Consider the following 16,327-nt stretch of genomic DNA (forward strand, 5'->3'; position numbering starts at 1 on the left):
GCGAGAGGTCGCCCTGTGGCGCGGGCGGCGGCGCGGGCTGCGCGTGCAGCGCGGCCGGGGCGGCGCCGGCGAGGAGGACGGCCAGGGCGGCCGCGATGCGGCTCAAGGACAGCTCCCCGGGCCGATGCCGCCCAGCGGGCGCTCCAGCACGTCGACCCCCTCGCGGGCGTAGGGACCGACGGGCCGCGTGATGAGCTGGCTGACCGCGCCGGTCGACCGCGCGGCCGGACACTGGCCGCGCAGCACCTTGGAGGCGTCCAGCACCGAGAGCTCGCGGGCGACGGTGCCGGACGAGACATCGTAGAGGCCGGTCTGGAGCTGGAAGTCGCCGTCGACGTCGATGACGTTCGAGCGGTCGGTCGACTGGATGAAGTAGCGGCTCTGGATGACCACGTTGGCGCCACGCTGCTGGCCCAGCGCCAGGATGCGGCCGCCGTTGGAGATGACCGCCAGCGGATCGGCCAGGGTGATCTTCCCGCCCGTGCCGGGGCCGGACGAGGTGAGGATCAGGCCCGGGAACTCGCCGCCTTCGAGGATCACGAGGCCGGGGCGCTTCACCAGGATATCGATGCTGCCTGCGGCGCCCGTCTCGGAATTCGTGGTGATCGCGGCGCCGTTGGCGATCCGCAGCCCGTCGGCGGTGATGGAGATCGTACCGGCATCACCGCCCACCTCCGAAGTGTTGGCGCTGGAGATGAGGGACGTGAAGCCGTCGACCGTGACCTGCCGCGCCACGATGTTCACCTCGCCGGCCCGGATGGCGTTGTCGGACAGGGTGGTGATGAGGCCGGCGTTCGTGACGGTCAGGTCCCCGGTCGCGATGGTCACGCTGCGCGCCGCGCCTGCGGCGCCGATCCCGGACGAGGACGAGATCTCGCCGCCGTCGACGCTCAGGGCCTTGGTCGCCGTGATGTCCACCGCGCCGGCGTTGCCGGAGGCGAAGGTGGCGGTGGTGATGCTGGAGTCCTTGCCGACCGTGACGGTGTCGGCGTCGATCGTCACAGCTCCGGCGTTGCCGTTGGACCTCGACGTGGCGACGGAAAGGATGATGCCGCCGCTGTCCAGGGTCAGCGTCCGCGCCTGGATCCCGACCGTCCCCGCATTCCCGAAATCGTTGGTGCTGGAGCTGATCCCGCTGAAGTCGTGCACGGCGATCGAGTCGGCTTTGATACGCACGGCGCCGGCATTGCCGCTGCCCGAGAGGTTGTCGGACGAAATGGAGCTGCCGCCGTCCAACTCCAGCGCGCCCCGGACGTCCAGGGTGAGGTTCCCCGCATCGCCGGCCCCGAAGACGGAGGACACGATGTACGAGAACAGGCCGGGTTCCGAACGCAGGGTCACCTTGCCCGCGGTGATGGAGACGTCGCCGCCTTCCGCAACCTGCCCGGCGGACGATATGGCGCCGCCACCCGTCAACGTGAGATCGTCGGCCGATATGGAGATGCTGCCGGCCGCACCTTCGTCGTAGCCGTTGGATGCGATCTGGCCGCCGTTCCTGAGCGCGATCGACTTCGCCTGGACCGTCACGTTTCCGCCGTCACCCGCGCCGAAGGTTTCCGACGAAATGTAGGTGGTGAACTCGCCGGCTGAGCCGTCCAGGTCGATCTGGTCCGCCTTGATCGCGACCGAGCCGCCGCGGCCGGGCGTACTCGTCGAGGACGAGATGAAGCCGTTCGCCATGCTGAGCTTGCCGACATTGACGGTGACGGTGCCCGCCTCGCCGGTCCCGGTGCGCGCTTCGGACGTGATCGACGCGCCGTCGGTGATGTCGAGCGTCTGGGCGTCGACCGTGACGCGGCCCGCGTTGCCGGCGAATAGCGTGTCGGAATGGACCCCGGAACTGAAGTCCATGGTGATCGCACGCGCCTTCAGCGCGATGTCGCCGGCGTCGCCCTCGCTGCCGCTGCTGGAGCTGATGAAGGCCGCCGTCGTGATGTCGAGCCGGTTGTCGGCCGTGATGGCGATCTGACCGGCGTCGCCCGTCCCGAAGCCGGCGGTGTCGGTCTGGATGATGGCGCCGTCGATCAGCACGTCGCGGCCCGAGACCTCGATGCGGCCCCCGTTCGCCGTGCCGAGGACGCTGGCGGAATACTGGCCCTGGTTCATCACGAGGTCGCCGCTCGCCTTCAACCGCACCAGGCCTGTGGCGGAGGCCCCGTTGGCCGCGTCGGAGGTGAGGAAGATGCGATCGAGCAGCAGGGTGTCGGCCTGGAGCAGGATCTGGCCGGCCAGGCCCTCGCCGAACGCCTCGGTGCCGATGCGGCTCTGCGAGAGGAGCATCTGCGGCGCCGTCAGGGTGACGCTGCCGAACGAGGCCGGGCTGGAGCTGGATGAGGTGAAGCCGCCGCCCTCGGCCGTGAGGCGCTCGGTGGCGGCGATGACGAGCGAGCCGGACTGCTGGCGCGTGCCCGGCGTGGCGCCGAACGCGCCGCCCGAGATGGCGATGGTCGCGCCGTCGATGCGCACGTCGCCCGGGCGGCCGTCGCCCAGGGCGCCGGTGAGCACGGTCGCATTGCCCAGGTCCTGCACCGGCGCGCTGATGCGGATGTCGCCGCTCCGGCCCGTCCCGACCCCCGAAGAGCTGATCAGGCCGGTGTCGATGACGAGACGGCCGGCCGTCAGCTCCACGTCGCCGCCGTCGCCCGCGCCGATGATGGTGGAGCCGACGAAGGCGTAGCCGCTGCCGGTCGGATTGTCCGTCTCGCCCAGGAGGCTGATCGTGTCCGTGGCCGTCAGCGAGACGCCGCCCGCCGCCCCGCCCGCCGATCCGACGGCGCCGAAGCCGGTGGTGGTCGTGGCGCCGCGGGCGTCGACCTCCAGGGTCGTCGCCCTGACCACGAGCTGGCCGCCGTCGCCCGCGCCACGCGTCGAGCTGATCACGAAGGCGTCGGGGGCGAGCGTCATGCGGTCGCCCTGCAGCACGACGTCGCCGCCGCGGCCCGCGCCGCCAGTGTCGGAGACGAGGCTCGCGGACCTCATCCGAATCTCGCCTGCCGCCACGCGCGCGGGCGCGCCCGGCGCGTCCGTGGTGATCACGGCCAGTTGGCTGCGCTCCAGGCTCACCACGCCGCCGCGCGCCGCCGACAGAGGGTCGGAGGGCCGCACCGCCGTCGCCTTGTCGCCCACCGCGACGAGGTCGAGGCCGCGGGGCGCGAACTGGCTGCCCGTCACCGACACATTCGCGGCGCTGAACGACAGGGTGGCGTTCCCCGGCGCGAAGCCCAGGCCGGCGCCGGTGATGTCGATGTCGCCCTGGGCGCCCAGGAAGCCGAAGGCCTCGGGCGCGGCGATGGAGAGGGTGGAGCCACTAGGCGTGGCGGCGCTGAAGCGGGCGCCGTCGGCGAAGCGGAGCTCGGCGGCGGTGGAGAAGTGCGCCGCGCCCGGCACGTTCACGGCCGCGCCGGCGCCGAACACGATGCCTGCCGGATTGACGAACCAGAAGGCGGCGTTGGGCAGCGCGGTGGAGTCCAGGGCGCCCGAGATGGTCGAGGGCGCGCCGCCCGTGACGCGGTTCACGACATTGGCGATGCTCGCCCCATCGCCCGCGGCGCGCGCCCAGCGGGCGGTGTCGCCGGCGCCGAGGTCGAACTGCGAGAAGCTGTGGAAGAGGTTGTTCCCGGCCCGCGTCCCGCCGTCGACGGTGTAGACGGTCCCGGCCTGCCCCACCGTGGTGCCGAGCCCGCGGCCGGCCGCGATGTCGGGGGTGATGACCGTCTGGCCGAGGGCGGCCATCGGCCAGCCCGCGAGCGCCAGCCCCAGCGCCGCGACGGCTCCCCTCGACGCCCCCCTCAACGCCACGCTCCCAGCAGGGTGAAGGCGGCCCAGATGTTGGGGTTGGCGAGGTCGCCGCCCTGGTCGATCAGCGAGAGCTGGGCCTCGCGCAGCGCCTCCGACTTGGTGCGGCCTTCGCGATAGAGCTTGTAGAAGGTCTTCATCAGCTCGGCGGTGCCGGTGTCGCTGACCGGCCAGAGCGAGGCGATGGCGCTCTTGGCGCCCGCCTGCACGGCCGCGCCGGCCAGGCCCATGCTGGCCTCGTCGTCGCCCACGGCGGTCTCGCAGGCCGAGAGGACCAGCAGGTCCAGCTCGCCGCCGCGGGTGCGGTTCTGGCTGAGGATCTGGCGCAGCTCGGAGAGCAGGATCACCTCGCCGTTGGCGACGATGAAGGCGCGGTCCGAGCGGCCGTTGAACGAGGCGTGGGTGGCGAGGTGCAGCACATCGACCTGCTCGCGGGTGAGCGCGTTCACGAGGTCGGCCTTGTTGAAGTTCTCGATCACCCATGAGCGCTCGATGCGCCGGCCGTCGGTGACGGCGGCCAGCTTGGCCTCGGCCCCGGTGCCCTCCAGCTTCTCGAAGCGGCCGGCGGGCAGGCGGACTTCCTTCTCGAGCGAGGCGGCGAGCAGTTGCAGGCGTTGGGCGTCGTCGGCGCCGGCCTGCGAGTAGGCCAGCGCCGGGGCGACCGCGACGCGGGTCTTCTGCACGAGGTAGCGGTTCCGGCTGTCCAGCAGCACGGCGAACGGCAGGCTGCGCAGCGCCCCGTCGGGCACCACGGCCAGCAGCGAGCCCTCGGTGAGCTGGCTTTCGACCGGCTTGATCAGGATGTCGTAGAGCTGGCGCGAGGCGGCGCGCCAGGCATCGTCCTCGCCGCCGGAGAGCGAGACCACGGCGGTCTCGACCAGGCGCGACAGCGTCTGGCGGCCCATGCTGTAGTTGGGCGGGAGACGGCGGAATTCGGCGCCGCCAGCCCCGCCGGCGACGTAGAGCAGCTCCAGCCGGTCGGGCAGCAGGATCGGGTAGAGCAGCACCTCGCCGGCCCTGAGCGTCTCGGGCTTCAGCGGATCGCGGGCCGGGATGCACTCGCTGCCGAACACGCTCTGCAGCTCGGCCTGGCGGTAGGCCTCCAGGATCTGCTGGGCGCCCTTCACCCGGACGACGGCGGCCCCGCCGTCGGCGCCGGCCAGTTGCACGTCCACCGCACTCTGGAAGACGCGGCGCATGTAGAGCGAAAACGCCGTCTCCTCGGTCAGCGGGTCGAAGCGCGGCAGCAGCGGACGGATCGCCTCCAGCGCATCGTAGGCGGCGAGCACATGGGCCTCGCGGTTGGCCGGGTCCAGGTCGGCCAGCAGCAGGCGGTACTCCGGCAGGCGCGCGGGCAGGGTGCGCTGGCTCTCCAGCAGCAGTGCGTCGTCCATCAGCCGGCGCGCGGCCGCCAGGTCGCCGGCGGCCGCGGCGAGGCGGGCGTCGAGGGCGGCGGCATAGGCCTGGGCGGCGGGGATCCTCACCTCGCGCATGGCGGCGGTGACGGCGGCGAGGTCGTCGGTGCGGCCCGCGCGGGCGTCGAGGATCGCGGAGGCCAGGCGGCCCATCGCCTCGGCGCGCAGGGCCATATCGTCGATGCGCCGGGCGTCGGCGAGGCCGTTCCGGGCGGCCTCCGCGGCTTCGCGGCGGAAGTCGGCGCCGGCCTCGGCGTTCTGCTCGGCGACCGACAGGCGCAGGCGCGCGAGGCGCAGTTCGGCCAGGGCGGCGGTCTTGTGGTCGCCCGCCAGCCGCGCCTGCTCGGCGGCGCAACCCAGCGACGCCACGGAGAGCGGCAGGCCGGCGTTCACCACGAAGGCGGTGCGCACCAGGATGTCGCACGGCCCGCCGCGCATCTGCTCGACCTCGCGCACGGCGGCGGTGGGCCCGCGGGAGCGGCCGCGCGCGCCGCGCGTGCCGCTGGCCGGCGTGCCCGACAGCGACACCAGCCCCAGGCGATAGGCGGCGACCGAGGCCTGGGCCTGCAGGCCGGCGCGGCTCGCGGTCTGGAAGGCGCCCAGGAGGTAGGTCTGCGCCTGCAACTGGCTGCCCTGCGCGCTCACCCGCATCAGCTCGCCGGCGGCGGCGCAGTATTCGGCCACCGCGAGCGCCGAGGGCCGATCGGCGCCGGCCGTGGCCAGCTCCAGGCCGGGGGCGACGTCGGAGAACGGGTCGGCGGCGCCGCGGCGCGACAGCCGCTGCTCGGCGGCGGCGGCGGCGCGCTGCAGGTCGGCGGCGGCGGGATAGGCGGTGAGGTCCCCGGCGCCGGTCGGGACGCAGAGCTGGTCGGACAGCGCGGCGGCGGCCGGCGCCGCCCAGCCGCTCAGGCCGGCGAACGCCGCCATGGCCGACGCCACAGCCCATCCTCGGACGCCCCCGCGCCGCATGTCGCCCCCATATGTTCGTGCGCGGTGACTCTGGCGGCGCACCGGGGTCGCTTGTCAATCGCGAACCCCAGGTGGGCGAACGGCGGGGACGCCGGCCAGCCGCCGCTACTGCGCCGTCCAGCCGCCGTCGACCGGGATCGCTATGCCAGTGATCTGGCCGGCCGCCTCGCTGGAGAGGAACGCGGCGAGTTCGCCCACCTGCTCGGGCGTGGCGAACTGCTTCGACGGCTGCTTCTCGATCAGCAGCTTCTCGGTCGCGGCCTCGATGCTGATCTTCTCGTTCGCCGCGATGGTTTCGATCTGCTTCTGCACCAGCGGGGTATGCACCCAGCCCGGGCAGATGGTGTTGCAGGTGACGCCGGAGCCGGCCGTCTCCAGCGCGATGACCTTGCTCATGCCGACGACGCCGTGCTTGGCGGCGATATAGGCCACCTTGCGGGTGCTGCCGACCAGGCCGTGGACCGAGCCGATGTTGATGATCCGGCCGAAGCCCTTCTTCTTCATGTGCGGCAGGGCGGCCTGGGCGCCGAAGAAGACGCCCGAGAGGTTGATCGCGATGATCGCGTTCCACCGCTCCAGCGGGAAGTCCTCGACGCTCTCGGTGTACTGGATGCCCGCGTTGTTCACGAGGATGTCGACCGCGCCGAAGCTGCTGACGCAGAGGTCGATCATGCCCTTCACCTCGTCGGGCCTGGAGATGTCGGCGCCGCTGTAGACGGCCTTGACGCCGTACCTGGCTTCCAGGTCCGCCCGTTGGGCCTCGATCGCGGCGGCGTCGCCGAAGCCGTTGATGACCAGGTTTGCGCCCTTCGAGGCCAGGACGTCGGCGATCCCCTGCCCGATGCCGCTGGTCGAGCCGGTGACGACGGCGCTTAGTCCTTTGAGCGACATTGGAACTTCCCCGTTTGCGACGATTGCGGTGCGGCGTGGCCTGTTCGCAGGCGCACCCAAACGACCTTGCCCGTCGTTTAGCCCGCCGTACTCCTTTTGCTCCACCGCAAAAGTCAATGCCGTGCGGTGGTGTCCCGGAGGGGGCTTGGCTACGGAGTCGAGCGCTGTTCGGCCGCCGCCTTGCCGACGAACTTCATGACCTGGCCGCCGCCGGTCTCGTAGAGGTGCTGGCCGCTCGTGTCCGAGATCCGGTCGAACAGGGCGGCGATGGTCTCCGGCGTGTTCTCGGCGGGCGGCAGGTAGACGCCCTCGGTCTCGTGCAGGTAGGTGCGCGAGACGCCGCCCGCGGTGGCGTTGAGGATCGTGCGGCGCGGCGCGTCCTCCGAGACCAGGAAGAGGGCGGTGGGCGTCACCGACTCCGGCGTCATCAGCTTGAGGATGTCGGGCGTGATCAGGGCCTCGGTCATGCGCGTCGCCGCGCCGGGCCCCAGCGTGTTCACGCGGATGCCGTTCTTCTCGCCCTCGATCTGCAGCACGTTCATCAGGCCGACCAGGGCGGTCTTGGCGGCGCCGTAGTTCGACTGCCCGAAATTGCCGTAGAGCCCGCTGGACGACGTGGTCATCAGGATGCGGCCGTAGTTCGCCGCGCGCATGTGCGGCCACACCGCGTGGGTGCAGGTGACCGAGCCCATCAGATGCACCTCCACCACCTTGCGGAAGTCGGCGAGGCTCATCTTGGCGAAGCTGGCGTCGCGCAGGATGCCCGCGTTGTTGATCAGGACGTCGACCTGGCCCCAGGTCGATATCGCCGAGGCGACCATGTCGGCGACCTGGTCGGGGCTGGTGACGTCGGCGCCGTGGGCGATGGCCTCGCCGCCGGCCGCGCGGATCTCGGCGGCGACGCGCTCGGCGGGTTCGGAGGAAGCGCCGGCGCCATGGACGTCGCCCCCGAAGTCGTTGACGACCACGCGCGCGCCGCGGGCGGCGAGGCCGAGCGCGTGGCTGCGGCCGAGGCCGGCGCCGGCGCCGGTGACGATGGCCACGCGGCCGTCGAAGCGGATGCTCATCTGAGAGGTCCTTGGCTGGGAGTTTCAGGTATCGGGGTGGGCGAGGGCGGCGAGGTCCTGCAGGCCGCGGACGTGTCCGATCCGGGCATCGCCGGCGGCGTCGATGCGCAGCGCCGTCGCTTCGCCAACCCGGTAGCGCGGCCACTGTGCGGCGGAAGCCGGGTCGGCGCTTGTCAGCAGACCGAGGATGCGGCGCCTGAGGCCGCCCAGGAAGGCCTCGTCCCCAGCAGCGCGCACGAGGCCCAGTTCGTCGTGCAGCGGGTCGGTCGTGCCCAGGATGTCGTAGAGCGCCGCGCCGTGCGCCGCGCCCCGCAGTCTCGCCCGGCCGGCCGTCGGCACGAAGCCGTAGTCCAGCACCCGCACGTCCAGCCCCGCTGCGCTCGCGGCGTCGGCGAGGTCGAGCGCGGGCCGGCGGAAGCCGCAGTGGCTGTAGAGGGCGTAGCCGTCGGGCTCGACGGGCCGGCGCTCGGCCTCCGGCGCGAGGTCCCGCATCGCCGCCGCCATCGCTTCGGGGGGCGTCCCCATCTGGTCGAGCATCGACGCCTCGAAGTCCGAGAAGGCGAAGATCAGGCGCCCGGCGTTCGACCGGCCCGCGCGCAGCGCCTCGGAGGGGAAGGCCGGGATGAGCGCGCCGTCGACCGCGGCGTACTCCCCGGCGCCCGAGGCGAAGGCCGTGTCGTAGACCGGCGGCTCGCCGTAAGCGGATCGGTCGGGGATCGGCGGGTGCGGGGGCCGGGCGAAGAGATTGTCGCCGCCGCCCGAGATGCTGATCGCCTGGCGGAAGAGCCCCCGCGCCGAGGGCGCGATGTTGAGGGCGTTGACGCTGACGCCGCCGGCCGACGCGCCCGCGATCGTCACGTTCCCGGGATCGCCCCCGAAGCGGGCGATGTGGCTGCGGACCCAGCGCAACGCGGCGATCTGGTCGGTCAGCCAGTGCGAGCCCCCGGCGAAGCCCAGCAGGCCGAGGCGGTAGTTGAACGTGACGACGACCACCCCGCTCGCCGCCAGCACGGCGCCGTCGAACGCCGGGTGCGCGCCGGAGACGAGCTGGAAGCCGCCGCCGTGGATCACGATCAGGACCGGCGCGGCCGTCGCCCCCGGGGGCGACCAGACATTCAGGTAGAGGCAGTCCTCGTCCGCGCGCGTCGCCCGCGAGCGGCCCCAGCCCTCGAAGGGCGGTTGCAGGGAGTCCGGCCCGAACACGGCCGCATCGCGGCGCCCGGCCCAGGCCACGGGCGGCGCGGCCGGCCGCCAGCGGAGCGGCCCTACGGGCGGCGCGGCGTAGGGGATGCCGAGGAAGCGGTCGATCCCGGCCTCCCGCCGCCCGACGAGCACGCCGTCGGCGATCTCGACCTCGACGTCAGTCACCGCCGAACTCCGGCGTGCGCCGCTGCAGGAAGGCCTCGCGGCCCTCGGCGAAGTCGCGCGAGCGGCTGGTCACCAGGTACTGGTCGCGGTCCATGTAGCTGGCGGCGTGCGAGAGGGCGTGGGCGGTGGCGTTGACCTGCTCCTTGGTCATGCGGACCGGCAGCGGCGGCAGGGCGGCCACGCGCGCCGCCCAGGCCCGCGCCGCCCCCACTGCGCCGCCGTCGGCGACGACCTCATCGGCCAGGCCCCAGTCCAGGCAGGTCGCCGCATCCGTGCGTTCGCCGAAGATCACGAAGCGCTTGGCGCGCGAGGGACCGGCCAGCGCGGTGACCCGCGGCACCGTGCGCCAGCTCATGTTCACGCCGAGCGCGACCTCGGGCAGTCGCAGGAAGCCTGACGCGCCCAGGATCCGGAAATCGCACGCCAGCGCCAGCGCGCAGGCGCCGCCGACGCAGTAGCCCTCGATCGCGGCGATGGTGACCGCTTCGATCTGCTCCCAGGCCTCACACATGTCGGGGCCGGCCATGATGACGTCGCGCGTCTCCAGCAGCGTCGGGGCCCGGATGCGGTTCTCGAAGTCGGCGACGTCGGCGCCGGCGGAGAAGAAGGCCGGCGCCCCGGAGAGGATCACGGCGGCGATGTCGCTGCGGCGGCGCAGGAGATGCGCCACTTCGGTCAGCTCGTGCAGCGTCACGGCCTGCAGGGCGTTGCGGGCCTCTGGCCGGGCGAGGGAGACTTCGGCCACGGCGCCGTCGCGGCGCACGCGGATGTGCTCGAACGTCCGATCCAGCGGGTCGGCCGTCACGGGAAGATCTCGATCAGACCCGCCGCGCCCATGCCCGACCCGACGCACATGGTGACGACGCCGTAGCGGGCCTTGCGCCGACGACCTTCCAGCAGCACGTGGCCGACGCAGCGGGCGCCGGTCATGCCGTAGGGGTGGCCGACGGCGATGGCGCCGCCGTTGACGTTGTACTTCTCGGGGTCGATGCCCAGCTTGTCGCGGCTGTAGAGGCACTGGCTGGCGAAGGCCTCGTTCAGTTCCCACAGGTCGATGTCGCCGACCTTCAGGCCGTGGCGCTCCAGCAGGCGCGGGATCGCGAAGACCGGGCCGATGCCCATCTCGTCCGGCTCGCAGCCGGCGACGGCGAACCCGCGGAAGGCGCCCAGCGGCGAGAGCCCGCGCCGCGCGGCTTCCTTGGCCTCCATCATCACCAGCGCCGCGGCGCCGTCGGCCTGCTGGGAGGCGTTGCCGGCGGTGACCGTGCGGCCCTCGGCGAAGCGCTGGCCGTTCCTGAGCACCGGCTTCAGCGCCGCCAGCCCTTCGGCGGTCGTGTCGGGGCGGTTGCACTCGTCGCGGTCCAGCACGCCGTCGACGAGGCTCACGGCGCCGGTCGCCTTGTCCGCCACCGCGCGGCGGACGGGCAGCGGCACGATCTCGCCGGCGAAGAGGCCCGCGGCCTGCGCGGCGGCGGTGCGGCGCTGGGACTCCAGCGCGTAGGCGTCCTGCGCCTCGCGGGTGACGCCGTAGCGGTCGGCGACGACCTCGGCCGTCTCGATCATCGACATCCACAGTTCGGGCTTCGCCGCGGCGAGGTCCGGCTCCTGCAGGTGGAAGGTGTTCATGTGGCCGCCCAACTGGACCAGCGAGATGCTTTCGACCCCGCCCGCGGCGACCACCGGCACGTCCTCGGTGCGGATGCGGCCCGCCGCGGCGGCCACCGCCTGCAGGCCCGAGGAGCAGAAGCGGTTCAGGGTCACGCCCGACGTCGTGACCGGGCAGCCGGCCTTCAGCGCGGCGGTGCGGGCGATGTCGTAGCCGGTGGCGCCTTCCGGATGGCCCGAGCCCAGCACGACGTCCTCGATTTCGGCCGGGTCGACGCCGGCGCGCGCGATCGCGTGGCTCAGCGCGTGCCCGGCATAGGTGATCGGGTGCGTCGCGTTCAGGCTGCCGCGCAGCGATTTCGCGAGGCCCGTGCGGGCGACGGAGACGATGACGGCTTCACGCAAGGGAGCTCTCCGGATCGGGACTGAACAATTGTGCAGTATTTCAGCTCAAGCCGGGATGCAAGCATTCCGCTGCGCCATCTGCGTGGGCGATCGCTGAACGTCGCGGTGCGCGGGGCGCGAATAATCTGGATTTCCGCTGAACGCTTCGCCAGACTCGCGCGGGATCGTGGAGGGGCGGGCTTTGGTTCAAGGACGGCGGGATAACCCCGATGGGCGCGAGCGCCTGGTGCGCACCGCCTTCGCGCTGTTCGCCGAGAAGGGCTTCGACAGTGTCACCGTCCGCGACATCGCTGCGGCGTCCAGCGTCAGCGTCGGGCTGATCAACCACCACTTCGGGTCGAAGGACGGCCTCCGCGAGGCGGTGGACGAGTTCTTCATCGCGCAGTTCGAAGACGCCATCACGGACGCGGCGCCGCAGGGACTGAGTGCGACCCAGGATCCGGCGGAGCTGATCGACGCCTGGATCGAGCGCCACGCCGAGGACTGGCCGACCATCGTCGCCTACTTCCGCCGCGCGCTGCTGGAGGAGAGCGACTGGGGCTTCTCGCTCTTCCAGCGGTTCTACGGCTTCGTGCAGTCGACGGTGATGCGGATGGACGCCGCCGGCCAGTTGGCGCCCGACGTCGACAGGCTCTGGCTGCCCTTCCTGATGATGTACCTCGAACTCGGCACCATGGTGTTCGACCCCTACATCAAGCGCGTGCTGGGCCGTTCGGGCTACGACCGCGAGCTGTGGCAGCGGCGGCATCGGGCCTACATGACCCTGATCCGGCGCGGCGCCTCGAGCCGGCGTGCGGGCGGCTAGCTTTTTGTTTTGTCGCGCGGTTCCCACTTTTCGGAACGCATCTAGGCGCCGACCGCCTCCGCCTTCAGCGCCATCTTGTCGACCTTGCCGTTCGGCAGGCGGGGCAACTCCGCGGCCAGGGTGAAGGTCTTCGGGATCTTGTAGTTGGCGATGCGGGTCCGCAGGAACGCGCGCAGGTCGTCGGCCGTGACCTCGGCGCCGGGGGCCAGCTCGACGAAGGCGTGGCCCACTTCCTGGAAGGTCGGGTGCGGGGCGGCGACGACGGCCGCGATCGCCGCGGCGGGGTGCTCGCAGATCGCCTGCTCCACCTCGACCGGATAGACGTTGTAGCCGCCCGACTTGAACATCTCCTTCAGGCGGCCGCCGAAGACGACGTTGCCGTCCTCGCGCAGCACGCCCAGGTCGCCGGTCCGCAGGAAGCCGTCCGCCGTGAACGCCGCGGCCGTCGCCTCGGGGTTCCGGAAATAGCCGCTCATCAGATAGGGGCCGCGGACCTGGATCTCGCCAAGCGCGCCGACGGGCGCAGGTGCGTCGGTGGCGGGATCGGCGACGCGCAGTTCAGCGCCGGGCAGGACCTCGCCGATCGTCTCGGACATCACCCTGAGGGTCGCGTCGGCGGCGGTGCGGGTGATGATCCCGCAGGTCTCGGTCTGGCCGTAGACGTTGGCGAGCCGCAGGCCCGGCCGGGCGAACTGCTCGAGCACCGCCTCGGGCGTCACCGCGCCGCCGAACACGATGAGCCGCGTGGCGCCCAGGCGCTCGGCCATGCCCTGCGGTTGCTGCAGCATCATCGCGAAGCCGGTGGGTGAGGAGACGAGGTAGGTCGGTTGCTCCCGCCGGCTGATCTCGCCGATCGCCGCCACGTCCACGCGCGGATGGAAGATGATGTGCCCGTTGGCCGCCAGCACGGGCATGCAGAGGTTGTTGATCGCGCCCACGTGGTTCACCGGCGCGGCGCAGATCGAGCTGGCCAGCCCGGCGGCGCCCATCCAGGCCAGGTTGGCCCGCGCCGAGGCGGTGATGGTCGCCTGGGACAGCATCGCGCCCTTCGGCTTGCCGGTGGTGCCCGAGGTGTAGACGATCAGGCCGATGTCCTCGGGCGCGACCGCGGCGCGGGCGCGGGACAGCGCCGCGTCGTCGACGGCCTCGCCGGACGCCAGGAAGGCCTCCAGCGGCATGGCGCCGGCCGAGGGCGCGCCGTGGCACACCATCCTGAGGCCGGGCGAGATCGCCGCGAGTTCGGCGCAGTAGTCGCGGCCGTCGAACGGCGACATCACCGCGACCAGGGTCGGCTCGGCGTCGGCCAGGACGTGCTCGAAGTCGCGGGCCTGGTAGCGCGGGTTGATCCCCAGCCAAGTGACCCCGATCGACGTGGCCGCGTGGAAGGCGATCCAGAAGTCCACCGAGGGCGCCGTCAGCATGGCGAGGCGGTCGCCGCGCCGCAGCCCTTGCGCCAGGAGAGCCCTCGCGTAGCGGTCGACCTCGCGGTCCAGTTCGCCGTACGTGAGCCGCCGGCCCGCCTCGGACGTCGCGGGCGCCTGTGGGTCAGCCGTGACCGCGGCGCGAAACAGCTGCGCCACCAGGCCCGGCCCGTGTCCGTGTTCAACCATACGCTTGTTCATCCCCGAGCGCCCAGTGTGCAAATTCGACCGCCCCTTAGCAAGGCGATGTCGTCTCAACGATGAAGCTTGCCATGAGACTGTACAAGTGTTTAGTTTGAGACAACAAGGCGAGGCGACGCCGGATTCGGTGATCTTTCCTCGTGGAAGGAAGCGCAATCGGCCGGGATGCAGGCCCGAGGGGGAGTCAAAAAACATGAACATACGTGCAATGCTTCTTGCGACGTGTGCGGTCAGCCTGGTCGCGCCGGGTGTCGCGTCCGCCGCCGATGACGACGGCACGGTGGCCGAGCTGGTCGTAACCGCGCAGAAGCGCGCGGAGAAGCTCATCGAGGTGCCGCTGTCGGTGCAGTCGCTGAGCGGCGAGGCGGTCGAGCGCAGCGGCGCGGCGAAGGTCTCGGACCTCACCAAGCTGATCCCCGGCGCCAGCGTGGTCTCCAGCACCACCCCCGGCTTCGAGACCATCCAGATCCGCGGCGTCAGCAGCGGCACCACCGGCGACGGCCTGGTCGGCTACTACATCGACGACACCCCGTTCGGCGTGCCCAACCTCCAGCTCACGCCGCCGGCGCGGCTGCTGGACCTGGAGCGGGTGGAGGTGATCCGCGGGCCGTCCGGGACGCTCTACGGCCAGGGGTCGATGGGCGGCACGATCAAGCTGATCACCGCCAAGCCCGATCCGGACAACTTCTCCGGCAAGGCGCAGGCCGAGATCTCGACGACCGAGGGCGGCGGGACGAACTACAACGCCGACGCCGTGGTCAACATGCCGCTGGTCAAGGGCCAGCTCGCCGCGCGCCTGTCGGCCGGCTACGAGCGCCTCAGCGGCTATGCCGAAGCGCCCGAGCTGCAGCGGCGCAACGTCAACGACTTCACCGGCAAGAACGCGCGCCTGACCCTGGGCTGGGAGCCGACCGACGACGTCCAGCTCACCGGCTTCGTCTGGATCATCCGCAACGATCAGGACTTCTCGAACAGCCTGACGCCGAAGAACGCGACCACGTCGGCGCTGGCGCCCACGCCGTTCAACCTGCCCGGCATCGTCGGCACCGGCGGGCGGCTGGGCTACACCGACGTCGACGCCGACATCTATTCGGCGACCCTGAACTGGTCGACGGGCATCGGCGACCTGACGGTCAACACGTCGTACGTCGACCACGAGCTCGACTTCATCACCCCGCTGCTGACGATCCTCGTCAACGAGTCGAACTTCCATACGAAGTCGTACACGAACGAGGTGCGGCTCTCCTCGAAGGCCGACAGCCCGGTGCGCTGGATCGTGGGCGGCTACACCCGCAACGCCAAGATCCGCTCCGACATCTTCTACTACTCGCAGGCCACGCCGACGGCGGCGAAGGCCGGCATCATCAACACGCTGGGCACCATCGACACCGACTCCTACTCGGTCTTCGGGGAGGTCTCGGCGAAGTTCTTCGGCGGGCTGGTGGAGCCGCTGTTCGGCCTGTCCTATTTCAAGGACGATCGCAGCGTGGACGGCGTCGACCGCGCGACCGGCGCGCCGCGCGTGGGCCAGCTCAAGTTCGACAGCGTCAACCCGCGCTTCAACCTGAAGATCAAGCCGGCCGGGAACGGCACCGTCTACCTCAACGTCGCCAAGGGCTTCCGCTCGGGCGCGCTGCAGACGCCGGCCCAGGCCGCCGCCGCCAACGTGACCCTGGGCCTGCCGGCCGGCACGATCCAGACCAGCGTGCAGCCCGACAAGCTCTGGACCTACGAGCTGGGCACGCGCTGGGAGCTCGCCGACGGCCAGTTGCTGGTCGAGGGCTCGGTCTACCGCACCGACTGGGACAACGTGCTGGTCCAGTTCGCGACCGCGGCGGTCATCTCGCTCGCCAACGGCGGCGACGCCAAGATCGAGGGCGCCGACTTCGGCCTGGCCTATCGGCCCGCGGGCGTCAGCGGCCTCACCCTCGCGGCGACCGGCAACATCCAGAACGCGCGCTTCAAGAGCGTGGTCGGCAACCTCTCGGTGGGCACCGCCATCCGCAAGGGCGGCCGCGTCCCGAACGTGCCGGAGATGAGCTTCACGGTCTCGGCCGACTACAAGCGCGAGCTGTCGGCGTTCGGCGGCCTCACCGGGACGGCCTACCTGGGCTACTCGTTCCGTGACGACGTCATCGACGCGACGGTGAAGAACCTGAAGGCGGGCGAGCTCAACGACCTCACCGTCCGCCTGGGCGTCCAGAAGGACAACTGGCGCCTCGAGGGCTTCATGCTGAACGGCCTGGACGACAAGGACCCGGTCGCGCTCGGCTCGACCGCCGTGCAGATCCTCTACCCGCGCCGCTACGGCGTGCAACTGGGCGTGAGCTTCTAGGGCGATTTCCTCCCCGTCCTAGCGTCCTGGCGGTCGCGGCGACCCCCGTC

The 16,327-nt window shown here is 71.7% G+C and carries 10 protein-coding genes; 2 read left to right on the forward strand and 8 right to left on the reverse strand.

What is annotated here, in order from left to right:
* Positions 1 to 102 precede the first annotated feature (102 nt).
* The 7 genes from KF737_RS15060 to KF737_RS15090 form a co-directional block, all read right to left on the reverse strand.
* Complete coding sequence (locus tag KF737_RS15060) at positions 103 to 3,792, reverse strand: filamentous hemagglutinin N-terminal domain-containing protein (protein WP_296456398.1); 3,690 nt, start codon at positions 3,790 to 3,792, stop codon at positions 103 to 105.
* Entirely contained in the window at positions 3,789 to 6,137 is a 2,349-nt protein-coding gene (locus KF737_RS15065) for a CHAT domain-containing protein (RefSeq protein ID WP_296456401.1), read from the reverse strand. Before KF737_RS15065 ends, KF737_RS15060 begins: the two co-directional genes overlap by 4 nt.
* A gap of 147 nt (positions 6,138 to 6,284) precedes the next feature.
* The gene (locus tag KF737_RS15070) at positions 6,285 to 7,070 is read right to left on the reverse strand and encodes a 3-hydroxybutyrate dehydrogenase (RefSeq protein ID WP_296456405.1); all 786 of its coding nucleotides are present in this window, start codon (positions 7,068 to 7,070) and stop codon (positions 6,285 to 6,287) included.
* Between the two features lie 149 nt (positions 7,071 to 7,219).
* A complete protein-coding gene (locus tag KF737_RS15075; RefSeq protein WP_296456408.1) occupies positions 7,220 to 8,137 on the reverse strand; it encodes an SDR family NAD(P)-dependent oxidoreductase in 918 nt (305 codons plus the stop codon).
* Between the two features lie 24 nt (positions 8,138 to 8,161).
* A complete protein-coding gene (locus tag KF737_RS15080; RefSeq protein WP_296456410.1) occupies positions 8,162 to 9,505 on the reverse strand; it encodes a carboxylesterase family protein in 1,344 nt (447 codons plus the stop codon).
* The gene (locus KF737_RS15085) at positions 9,498 to 10,310 is read right to left on the reverse strand and encodes an enoyl-CoA hydratase/isomerase family protein (protein ID WP_296456413.1); all 813 of its coding nucleotides are present in this window, start codon (positions 10,308 to 10,310) and stop codon (positions 9,498 to 9,500) included. The genes KF737_RS15080 and KF737_RS15085 overlap by 8 nt, the downstream gene beginning before the upstream one ends.
* Entirely contained in the window at positions 10,307 to 11,515 is a 1,209-nt protein-coding gene (locus tag KF737_RS15090; RefSeq protein ID WP_296456416.1) for an acetyl-CoA C-acyltransferase, read from the reverse strand. The genes KF737_RS15085 and KF737_RS15090 overlap by 4 nt, the downstream gene beginning before the upstream one ends.
* A gap of 226 nt (positions 11,516 to 11,741) precedes the next feature.
* On the opposite strand from KF737_RS15090, the gene KF737_RS15095 reads away from it, so the two are divergent.
* Positions 11,742 to 12,320, forward strand: a complete 579-nt coding sequence (locus KF737_RS15095; protein WP_296456419.1) for a TetR/AcrR family transcriptional regulator — start codon at positions 11,742 to 11,744, stop codon at positions 12,318 to 12,320.
* Between the two features lie 41 nt (positions 12,321 to 12,361).
* On the opposite strand, the gene KF737_RS15100 is transcribed toward KF737_RS15095, so the two are convergent.
* The gene (locus tag KF737_RS15100) at positions 12,362 to 13,900 is read right to left on the reverse strand and encodes a class I adenylate-forming enzyme family protein (protein ID WP_296456421.1); all 1,539 of its coding nucleotides are present in this window, start codon (positions 13,898 to 13,900) and stop codon (positions 12,362 to 12,364) included.
* Between the two features lie 235 nt (positions 13,901 to 14,135).
* On the opposite strand from KF737_RS15100, the gene KF737_RS15105 reads away from it, so the two are divergent.
* Positions 14,136 to 16,277 (forward strand): TonB-dependent receptor, encoded by a 2,142-nt coding sequence (locus tag KF737_RS15105; protein WP_296456423.1) that lies wholly within the window; start codon positions 14,136 to 14,138, stop codon positions 16,275 to 16,277.
* Positions 16,278 to 16,327 lie beyond the last annotated feature (50 nt).

Source organism: Phenylobacterium sp. (assembly GCF_019636135.1).
Classification (GTDB): domain Bacteria; phylum Pseudomonadota; class Alphaproteobacteria; order Caulobacterales; family Caulobacteraceae; genus Phenylobacterium.

Coding starts and splice junctions, on each gene's coding strand:
- KF737_RS15065 (WP_296456401.1), bottom strand. CDS start 6,137: ATGGCGGCGTTCGCCGGCCTGAGCGGCTGGGCGGCGCCGGCCGCCGCC.
- KF737_RS15070 (WP_296456405.1), bottom strand. CDS start 7,070: ATGTCGCTCAAAGGACTAAGCGCCGTCGTCACCGGCTCGACCAGCGGC.
- KF737_RS15075 (WP_296456408.1), bottom strand. CDS start 8,137: ATGAGCATCCGCTTCGACGGCCGCGTGGCCATCGTCACCGGCGCCGGC.
- KF737_RS15105 (WP_296456423.1), top strand. CDS start 14,136: ATGAACATACGTGCAATGCTTCTTGCGACGTGTGCGGTCAGCCTGGTC.